At 46.8% G+C, this 10380-nt stretch carries 6 protein-coding genes; all 6 read left to right on the top strand.

Annotated elements, in window-relative coordinates:
- The first annotated feature begins 44 nt into the window (after positions 1-44).
- The gene (locus D5I41_RS17375) at positions 45-1865 is read left to right on the top strand and encodes a GAF domain-containing protein (protein ID WP_119010890.1); all 1821 of its coding nucleotides are present in this window, start codon (positions 45-47) and stop codon (positions 1863-1865) included.
- A gap of 9 nt (positions 1866-1874) precedes the next feature.
- Positions 1875-4016 (top strand): site-2 protease family protein, encoded by a 2142-nt coding sequence (locus D5I41_RS17370; RefSeq protein WP_119010889.1) that lies wholly within the window; start codon positions 1875-1877, stop codon positions 4014-4016.
- Complete coding sequence (locus D5I41_RS17365; protein ID WP_119010888.1) at positions 4009-6006, top strand: preprotein translocase subunit SecA; 1998 nt, start codon at positions 4009-4011, stop codon at positions 6004-6006. The genes D5I41_RS17370 and D5I41_RS17365 overlap by 8 nt, the downstream gene beginning before the upstream one ends.
- 4 nt (positions 6007-6010) lie before the next feature.
- The gene (locus D5I41_RS17360) at positions 6011-6757 is read left to right on the top strand and encodes an efflux RND transporter periplasmic adaptor subunit (RefSeq protein WP_119010887.1); all 747 of its coding nucleotides are present in this window, start codon (positions 6011-6013) and stop codon (positions 6755-6757) included.
- Positions 6758-6903: 146 nt separating this feature from the next.
- Positions 6904-8211, top strand: a complete 1308-nt coding sequence (gene fadI, locus D5I41_RS17355; RefSeq protein ID WP_119010886.1) for an acetyl-CoA C-acyltransferase FadI — start codon at positions 6904-6906, stop codon at positions 8209-8211.
- Complete coding sequence (gene fadJ, locus D5I41_RS17350) at positions 8211-10322, top strand: fatty acid oxidation complex subunit alpha FadJ (RefSeq protein WP_119010885.1); 2112 nt, start codon at positions 8211-8213, stop codon at positions 10320-10322. Before fadI ends, fadJ begins: the two co-directional genes overlap by 1 nt.
- The last annotated feature ends 58 nt before the right edge of the window (positions 10323-10380 follow it).

Raw genomic sequence — 10380 nt, 5'->3', positions numbered from 1 at the left:
CCATAGGGAAATGGTCAGGTATTTATGCGAAAAAGGAAGTAGTTATGACCCAACAGAGCTCAGTTGCGCCTGCCGAGACGCATTCCGAGCACTCTCAAATCCAAGATGATTACTATCATACTTGGCTTTCCAAACATAAGTCTTTGATCCCAGGGATGCAATGTGCGTCCGTGTATTTGCCCATTAGTGGCGAATTGATAGCGGTCGCTAATTTTCAGCCTCAGCATGATAATTTTGCTTACTTGCACCAATTGGTTGATGAGAACAAACAAACCGCGCAGCCCCAAGTCACTCGGCTAGCTTCTATTTCGCCAGCGGGAGAGGCATTTGGGCTCCTCTATCCAATATTGGACAATGCAGGGCAACTGATCGCTTTTGCGTGTTTTGCCATTCAGGTCAACTCTCAATCTGAACTGACTCAAGCGCTAACCTTGTTGCAATGGAGTGCGTCAGGGATTGAGGTAGCTGAACAGCAACTTAGGGTAGAAAAGGCCGAATTGGCTCAAGAATCCTATGCCTCCCGAGTGGAAATATTAGCAAGGGTACTTGCCGAATCAAGCTATGGTGCATCGGCGGTTCGAATGGTCACTGAGTTGGCTGTTTTACTCAATTGTGATCGAGTGAGTCTAGGTGAATACAAAAAGAAGCGTTCGAGGCTGAAGCATCTATCCCATAGCGCCCAGTTTGGTAAAAAGATGAACCATGTACGCTTGATTGAGCGTGTCATGGACGAGTGTATTGATCAGGGGAAGATCATCCGATTCCCCGAACCACAGCAACAAGCTATCACCCAAGCTCATCAAAACCTGTCATCCAGTCAAGGGGATATTGGACTGATTTCCATTCCTTTGTATCTTCGCGGTGAGATATATGGTGCGCTTGTTGTGGAAGGTAAGCCGGATCAACACTGGAGCGAAACAGATTCGGAGTTATGTCAGAGTATCGCAAGTCTTATTTTACCGACTCTCGATGATAAGCGAATAAACGACAGGTCTTTGCCTCAAAAACTTCTAGATGGCACAAGACAGCAATTCGTACGCTTGCTGGGTCCTAGCTATCTAGGTCGAAAGCTAACTCTTATTTCTATTGTCATCCTCGGATACTTGCTTGCGACAACGAGCGGGGAGTACAAGCTGTCGGCCAATGCTACGATAGAAAGCGGTATTCAGCGTGCCATAGTTGCCCCTTTTGACGGATACATAAATCAAGCCTTAGTTCGCGCCGGTGATAGGGTCATTGATGGTGAAGAGCTAGTGCTAATGGATGACAGAGATCTACGCCTTGAGCGCTTAAAGTGGCTCAGTGAAGAGAGCAAACTTGTTCGTCAGCGCCTAGAGGCACTGGCGGTGCGTGATAGAGCGAGGATCAATATACTGTCAGCTCAAGAAAGACAAGTAGAGGCTCAGCTTGCCTTGGTTGAGAGCCAATTAGAACGAGGTAAGTTGGTTGCTCCTTATGATGGTCTCATTGTCAGTGGGGATTTAAGTCAGCGACTTGGCAGTGCGGTCACTAAAGGAGAGTTATTGCTGGAGGTAGCACCACTGGACAGTTATCGAATTAAGCTTCAGGTGGATGAAAGCCGAATATCAGACTTAGAATTGGGCCAAGTAGGTACCCTTTACCTGTCAGCATTACCTGAAAAAGGCTTCGAGTTTGTGGTCAGCAAGATCACTCCCATCACAGAGGTAAAAGACGGCTCGAGTTATTTTATCGTCGAGGGTGACCTCAAGGAATTTTCACAGCAGCTCCAACCCGGGATGGAAGGAATAGGCAAGGTCTATATCGATGAACGTTTGTTTGCACATATATGGACGCGAGAGCTGACAGAATGGCTTAGGTTGCAAGTGTGGTCTTGGTGGGGGTAGTCGATCTCGATGTCTCAGACCCTATTTAGCCCCGCCTGGTACAAGGTATCCGATCTCAAGGTTCGAGTTCGCAAGCACGCAGATATTCATCGACATGTATATCGCGACAAGGTTTGGTACGTGTTGCAAGATCATGTGACGGGTCAATTTCAACGCTTTACTCCACAAGCGTATCGTCTGATCGGTTTGATGAATGGCGATAGAACACTACAGGAAATCTGGGATATCGCTTGCCATGACCTGAAAGAGGATCTGCCTAGCCAAGATGAGGTGATCAATCTTGTGGGCCAACTCAACAAGGCCAATGTGGTCCAAACTAATGTCCTTCCGAGTATTAAGCACCTGCATAAAAGACATGAGACTGAGCAACGCAAGAAAGTACTGCAGCAACTTAAATCCCCATTAAGTGTTCGAATTCCACTCTTGGATCCAGAGGTATTTCTCACTGCCACTCAATGGGCGGCACGACTTATTTTTTCTCGGTTTGGCGCCTTGTGTTGGTTTGCTGTAGTCGCTTTAGGGGTGCTTTTTGTGACATTGCACTGGGGAGAGCTTACCAACAATTTGAGTGATCAAGTACTTGGGTTAGAGAATCTGTTCCTAATGGCTTTGGTGTACCCAGTGATAAAGCTCGCTCATGAGTTAGGTCATGGCTGGGCGGTAAAGCGCTGGGGTGGTGAGGTGCATGAAATGGGGATCATGCTACTTATCTTTATCCCTGTGCCTTATGTGGATGCATCAGCAGCAAGCTCTTTTAGCAATAAATACCAACGTATGATCGTGGGAGCAGTGGGTGTGTTGGCAGAGTTGTTCATGGCAGCGCTTGCGATGATTATCTGGGTGTTGGTTGAGCCAGGTATCGTTCGAGCTTTGGCGTATAACGTCATGTTAATTGGTGGCATCTCGACCCTGTTATTTAACGGCAATCCCTTATTAAGATTTGATGCCTACTACGTACTTGCTGATTTTCTTGAGACGCCAAATCTGGCCTCACGTGGTAATGCGCAGGTGGGGTACTGGGTTAAACGTTACCTGTTTCGAATCTCTCAAGTCCGAACCAATGCACATAGCCGATCGGAATCCTTCTGGTTAGTGTTTTATGCCGTAGCATCCTATATCTACAGACTGTTTGTGATGGTGGCTATCTCGTTATTTGTCGCCAGCAAGTATTTTTTTATTGGCATCATCCTTGCTATTTGGTCAGTGATGACAAGTTTAGTGATGCCCATTCTTAAAGTGGTGGCAAAGCCAAGGCAAGATCCTTTTATGCGAAGAATTAGTGTACCCATCTATATAGGTTCAGCATTATTGGTGGCAGGGGTCATATTCCTACTCTTTTATATGCCAGTCCCTTATAAAACCTATGCTCAAGGGGTTATTTACGTGCCTCAGGAATCCTATGTTCGTGCTCAAACCGGAGGGTTTGTTAAAGCGGTGCAAGTGAGTGACGATGGTGAGATAGAGATGGGAGACGTCATAATAGAGATGGACTCTCCCGGCCTTGAATCCAGAGAGAGGGTAATAAAATCTCAGCTGGATGAAGCAAGGTTGAGGTATGAGGCAAGCGTGAACAATCGCACCGAGTCGAACATTCTTCTACAAGAGTACAAATACCTTGAGCAAGAATACCGAGATATCAATGGCAGACTACAACATCTGACGGTTAAGAGCCCTGACAAGGGAACCTTTATTTTTGCTCACCGGGATGCTAAGCAAGGTCGATTCTATAACCGCGGTGAGATCATCGGTTTTCTAGTGGATTTTGATACCTTGCCCTTGGCAACAATGATTTCAGAAGATGACATCGATAGGGTAAGGAGTGAAACCAAATCTGTCACCCTTAAACTTGTCTCAAAATCGGACCAAGAGTTTCCAAGTCAGATATTGAGATTGGTTCCGTCCTCCACGAGAAACCTACCCAGTGGAGTACTTGCAACAGAGGGAGGGGGCTTGATTGCTTTAGACCCAAATCGCAGCCACGATCTTGAGAGCTACAGTAGTTACTTTAGAGTTGAACTGGACAGTTCTCTTTTGCCGCTTGACCGATTTGACGAAAGAGTTCATGTGCTGTTTGAGCACCAGCCTGAGCCCATCGCTTATCGTTGGTATCGTGGCGTAAGACGCCTGCTATTGAGGCAGTTCGATGTATAAACGCCCTCAAAGAAGGCCAAGTTCGCTCATAGAACGACCGCAGAAGCAGATTGAAAAACAAGAGCGTATGGAGCGCTGGTGGAGAAGTCTAACCGCTTTTGGCACTAGACCTCTTCGCTCCTCTGTGTGGCTTTATAAGCCTCTTCTTTGGCGAATAAAACGTCGTGACAAACACTACCGAAATCTAACGGAACAGCAACTCAATAGCAGTATTAAAGAAATACATCAGGCCCTACTGCGCGATGGGTTGACCAATCACCTTACCGTTGAGGTGTTTGCCTTGATTCGGGAAGTTGCAGGGCGTGAGTTGGGTATGTGGCATTTTGATAGTCAGATCCTTGGCGGTCTTTCCATATTGCATGGCAATATTGGCCAGATGCAAACGGGTGAGGGCAAGACATTAACAGCAACCCTTCCTGTGGCTGCCGCCGCTCTTGCGGGAGTGCCTACGCATGTGGTTACCGTAAACGATTATCTCACAGAGCGCGACGCCGAGCTCATGGCGTCAGTTTATCAACGGCTAGGTTTGAGCTTGGGAGTGGTTGTTCAGGGGTTAAGCTTAGATGAGCGCAAGCTACAATATGCTAAGGATATCGTCTATTGCACCAACAATGAGTTAGCCTTTGATTATCTGAAAGACCGTATCCAGCTTGGTCAATTTGATGAATCTTTGCAGTTGCATGCCTTGCGTTCTATGCCGTCTTCTCATAGTGGTATGTTGGATAATCTGATGCAAAGAGGACTGCATTTTGCCGTGGTCGATGAAGCGGATGGGGTGTTTATGGACGAGGCGACTACGCCTCTAGTGATCTCGGGAGAGTCAGCGCCTCAGCAAGAGCAAACCTTGATGTATCAGCAGGCATTTGAGGTAGGGATAGCCCTGGTAAAAGACCAAGAATTTAGGATTCGACTGCCCTCAAAACAGATAGAATTCACCCCCGTTGGCGAAGAGCGAATAGAGGCTATGACAACAAAGTTTGGCCCGTTATGGCACAGCCGAGTTCGCCGTTTGGAATTGGTCAAGCAGGCCTTAACTGCACAACATCTCTTCATTCAAGACCGGCATTATTTGGTTGATGATGGTCAGGTGGTCATTATTGATGAACATACTGGACGTAGAATGCCTGATAGAACTTGGGAGCAGGGGCTACATCAACTTATTGAAATCAAAGAAGGGTGTGAGCTTAGTGATCCAAGAGTGACGTTAGCGAGCATTAGTTTTCAAAACTTTTTCCGTTTTTACCACCACCTCTCGGGTATGACGGGCACCGCCGATGAGGTGAGAAGTGAGTTTTGGAGGGTTTATGAGTTACCTGTAGTGAATGTCCCAACCCATAAGCGAAGCAAACGCAGACAACTGGGAGAATCTGTTTATCTAACCGAAGAACAAAAATGGCTGGCAATCGTATCTCGTATTCATCGTATCCGCGAACAAGGAGAGAGGCCCATTCTGATTGGCACCCAATCCTTACGCGATTCTGAATGGCTTTCGTCATTACTTACAAGGCAGGATATTGATCATCAGGTACTTAATGCGAGACAGGATCAAGCTGAGGCAGATATCGTGGCTTTAGCCGGTTTGCCCTCTAAGATTACGATCGCCACGAGTATGGCAGGGCGGGGAACCGATATTAAGCTTGCACCCAATGTGGAACCTCAAGGAGGGCTGCATGTCATCGTGACGGGGCTACATAATTCTTCTCGGGTCGACAGGCAACTAGAGGGGCGTTGTGCTCGGCAAGGGGACAGTGGCAGCGTCGAGTTTGTACTCTCATTGGAAGAAGAATTGATAACCAAAGGCTGGGCTAAATTATTGAGAGCAATAATTTACTTGCCAATTCCCAAGATATTGAAAAATAAACTATTGTTTAAAGGGATTCGACGTTGCCAGAGGAAAGTTGAGCGACAACATCAGCGACGTCGCACCCAGTTATTGAAGCATGATGAGCAGCAGCAGGAACTGTTGTCTTTTTCTCAGCAACAGGTGTAGCAAGATGACGAAAATAAAGACATGGATGTTAGGGACATTATTGCTGTCTCCAATGGCTTTAGCCAATATTGAAACGGACAGCTTTGGCAATGAATTGGCCCCTTTAAGTTGTTTGTTGGAACCAAGCTTTGATGTTGAATTATCAAGCGGGGTTCAAGGGATCATTAAGGAATTAAGGGTAAATCGTGGGGATACGGTCAAAAAAGGCCAAGTGGTGATGAAGCTTAATTCCACCTTAGAAATTGCAGCGGTAAATACGGTAAAGGCCAGGTTAGAGTTTGCAAAGCGTAAGGTTGAACGTAATGCTGATCTTTACCGAAAGAACCTGATCTCTGACAACGAGCAAGATGAGATGTTAACAGAGCAGAGACTGGCCGAATTTCAACTGAAGGAAGCAAGGGTGAGATTGAGTCAGCGTGAAACGCGCAGCCCTATCTCCGGTGTTGTCATTGAGCGAATTAAGGACCCCGGCGAGTTTGTAGATGAACTCCCTTTCCTGCGCATTGCAACCCTAAACCCAATGCATGCGGAGGTCGTATTACCTGCGGAATTGTATGGTTCAATTAAGAAAAATGAAGCGATTACCTTGTATACCTTGGGCTCAAAAACCCCGTATACGGGCAAAGTAAAAATTATCGACCCTATTATTGATGCAGCAAGCAATACCTTTGCAGTTACGGTTTCCCTCAATAATGACAGTGGAGCGCTATCGGCTGGGCTTCGTTGCCAAGTTGAGTTCGATAAAAGCTAGCATTAATCCCCTCTAGAGTGGCCTTATCCGGTGAATATTCAGGTGCACTTATCTCGATGTAGATCGGATTTGTGCATTTTATCTTTTGATTTCATTAACATTCTGATTACAATGGTGAGGTCTGACCTCTTAACTAAGGATGTGTGATGGGATTACAACAGTTGACGACCCGGCAGGGAGATAGGGTGGCAGTAGTCGCAGGGCTTCGAACGCCCTTTGCGAGACAAAGCACAGAACTCAAAGATGTGCCTGCATTAGATCTTGGCAAGATGGTGGTAAGTGAAATGCTTGCGCGTACCGAGATCGACCCGTCTATGATAGAGCAGGTCGTATTTGGGCAAGTCATCCAAATGCCAGCGGCCCCCAACATTGCGCGAGAGATTGTGCTGGGTACAGGCATGGATATTAATACTGACGCCTACAGTGTGACACGCGCTTGTGCGACCAGCTTTCAAGCCACCGCCAATGTCGTTGAATCCATCCTTGTTGGTAACATCGAAGTGGGTATTGCCGGTGGCGCAGACTCATCATCAGTGCTACCGATTGGTGTGACTAAATCTCTAGCTTCAAACCTTTTAGCACTGAGCAAAGCTCGCTCGCTATCACAAAAACTCAAAATCGTAAGCAGCTTCAAGATGAAAGACTTGATGCCTGTGCCTCCCGCTGTTGCAGAATACTCTACCGGACTATCGATGGGGCAAACGGCAGAGCAAATGGCAAAGACGCACTCTATCTCTAGACAGGATCAAGATGCATTAGCACACCGTTCCCATGCATTTGCCGCTGAGGCATGGAATGAAGGCAAAATTCGTGATGAAGTCATGACGGCCTATCCCGAACCTTATAAGAAGTGGATTGATACAGACAACAACATTCGCTTTGACTCTACCATTGAAGGCTACGCCAAATTAAGACCTGCCTTTGACCGTCAATTTGGTTCGGTAACGGCAGCCAATGCCACGCCACTTACTGACGGAGCGGCGGCGATAATGCTGATGACAGAAAGTAAAGCCAAGGCACTAGGCTTAGACATTCTAGGGTACATTCGCTCCTACGCGTTTTCAGCCACTGGCGTTGAGAAAGACATGTTGATGGGGCCTTCTTATGCAACTCCCATAGCACTAGACCGCGCTGGTATTTCACTAAATGATCTAACGCTGATCGATATGCACGAAGCCTTCGCAGCTCAAGCTCTAGCCAATATGAAGATGTTTGCTAGCGATAAATTCGCTCAAGAAAAACTAGGCAGAGATAAGGCCATTGGCGAAATCGATATGGATAAGTTCAATGTGTTAGGTGGCTCTATTGCTTACGGACATCCATTTGCGGCAACGGGCGCTCGTATGATTACGCAAACCCTAAGAGAGCTCAAACGACGAGGGGGCGGGTTAGGTCTTAATACGGCTTGTGCTGCTGGTGGACTGGGTGCTGCAATGATCCTGGAGGTGGAATAATGAGCGAGACTAAAACATTTAATCTAAGCATAGATTCAGAGCAGTTAGCTTGGCTATCAATTGACGTGCAGGGTGAGAAGATGAACACCCTGCAAGCGGCATTCGCTGATGAGATGAATGAAATCTTGGGGCAGCTTGAGGCAAAGAAATCAGAGATCACAGGCCTGATTGTCTACTCTTTGAAACCGGATAATTTTGTGGCAGGCGCCGATGTGCGAATGCTCGATGCATGCGGCACGGCGCAGCAAGCGACAGAGCTTGCAACGACTGGTCAGCAGATGTTTGCAAGATTAGGTGAGTTTCCTTTCTCTGTGGTATCAGCCATTCATGGCCCATGTCTCGGTGGTGGATTAGAGCTAGCGTTAGCGTGTGACTACAGAGTGTGCAGTGATGATGATATTACTCGCTTGGGCTTGCCCGAGGTTCAGTTAGGTTTGTTACCTGGTTCAGGGGGCACTCAGCGTTTGCCTCGCTTGATTGGCCTTATGGCCTCCCTTGACTTGATCCTGACTGGCAAGCAAGTAAGAGCGAAGAAGGCAAAGAAGTTGGGCCTTGTAGATGCCAGCGTTCCTCAGAGTATCTTGATGGACGTTGCAAAGACTTACGCCGCTAAATCTAAACCAAAACGCAAAGCACCCGCCAAAGAGAAACTCATTTCCAGCATTGGCTTGAGTCGCAAAGTGATTTTTGACCAAGCCGCAAAGAAAACCAAGCAAAAGACGCGTGGTAACTATCCCGCTGCTGACAAAATCCTTGAAGTGATGCAGTTTGGCCTAGAAAAAGGCTTTGCCAAGGGGCTTGAAAAAGAAGCCCTTGAATTTGGCAAGCTAGTGATGACCTCTGAATCTAAGGCGCTGCGTTCTTTGTTTTTTGCTACAACAGAAATGAAGAAAGAGCACTTTGGTAATGCAGTTCCTGCAAAGGTTAAGCATGTGGGTGTCCTTGGTGGCGGTTTGATGGGAGCGGGGATTGCGCATGTTTCACTGGCTAAAGCCAAGCTACCAGTGAATCTTAAGGATGTGTCTCAAGATGGCGTGCTTAATGCGCTTGGTTACAACTACAAGCTGTTAAACAAGCAGCGCAAGCGTCGCATTCTTTCTAAAGCACAGCTGCAATTTAAAATGTCTCAGCTTCGTGGCGGAACGGACTATTTAGGGTTTAATAAAGCTCAGGTTGTCATCGAAGCCGTATTTGAAGACCTTGCGTTGAAACAAAGCATGGTGAAAGAGATTGAAAATGAGTGTTCAGATAGCACTATCTTTGCCTCAAACACCTCATCTTTGCCTATTCATCAGATAGCCGAAAGTGCTCAAAGGCCTGAAAATATCGTAGGCCTGCATTACTTTAGCCCAGCAGAGAAGATGCCGTTAGTTGAAGTAATCCCTCATGCAACAACCTCAGATGAAACTGTGGCCACTGTGGTAGCCCTAGCTCGTAAGCAAGGCAAAACTCCGATTGTGGTTAAAGATACCGCTGGGTTCTATGTGAACCGCATTCTTGCACCTTATATGAACGAGGCGGCACAAGTACTAATGGCAGAGCAAGAAATAGAGCATATTGACAATGCCTTGCTTAACTTTGGTTTCCCGGTTGGTCCAATAACCTTGCTTGATGAGGTTGGCGTGGATATTGGTGCCAAGATCATGCCTATTTTAGTCAAAGAGTTAGGTGAGCGATTCCAAGGCCCAGACCTGTTCGATACCCTGCTCAATGATGGTCGCAAGGGAAGAAAAGTCGGCAAGGGGTTCTACCAATACAAAGGCAAGGACAAGAAGGTCGATAAATCTGTGTATGGATTATTGAAATTGACGCCTTCACGCAGTATCTCCGAAGAAGATATTGCCCTTCGCTGCACTATTCCACTGCTAAATGAGGCGGTACGCTGTCTTGATGAAGGGATTATTGCGAGCGCAAGAGACGGCGATATTGGCGCCATCTTTGGTATTGGGTTCCCGCCATTTACAGGTGGCCCGTTCAGGTTTATTGATACTTACGGTTTGGAGAACTTGATCGAGAGGATGAACCAGTTTGAGCTTAAATATGGCGAGCGATTTAAGCCGTGTCAGGGCTTGTTGGATAGATTGGAGTCTGGAGAGAAGTTTTATAGCTGACAGAACAAGATTTGTTGAATAAATTGGGCGTAACCGAGTGAACCTTGGTTACGCTTTT

Source organism: Vibrio superstes (assembly GCF_003569005.1).
Classification (GTDB): Bacteria; Pseudomonadota; Gammaproteobacteria; order Enterobacterales; family Vibrionaceae; genus Vibrio; species Vibrio superstes.
Note: the sequence above shows the minus strand (reverse complement) of the source record. Positions and strands in the feature narration are given on the sequence as shown.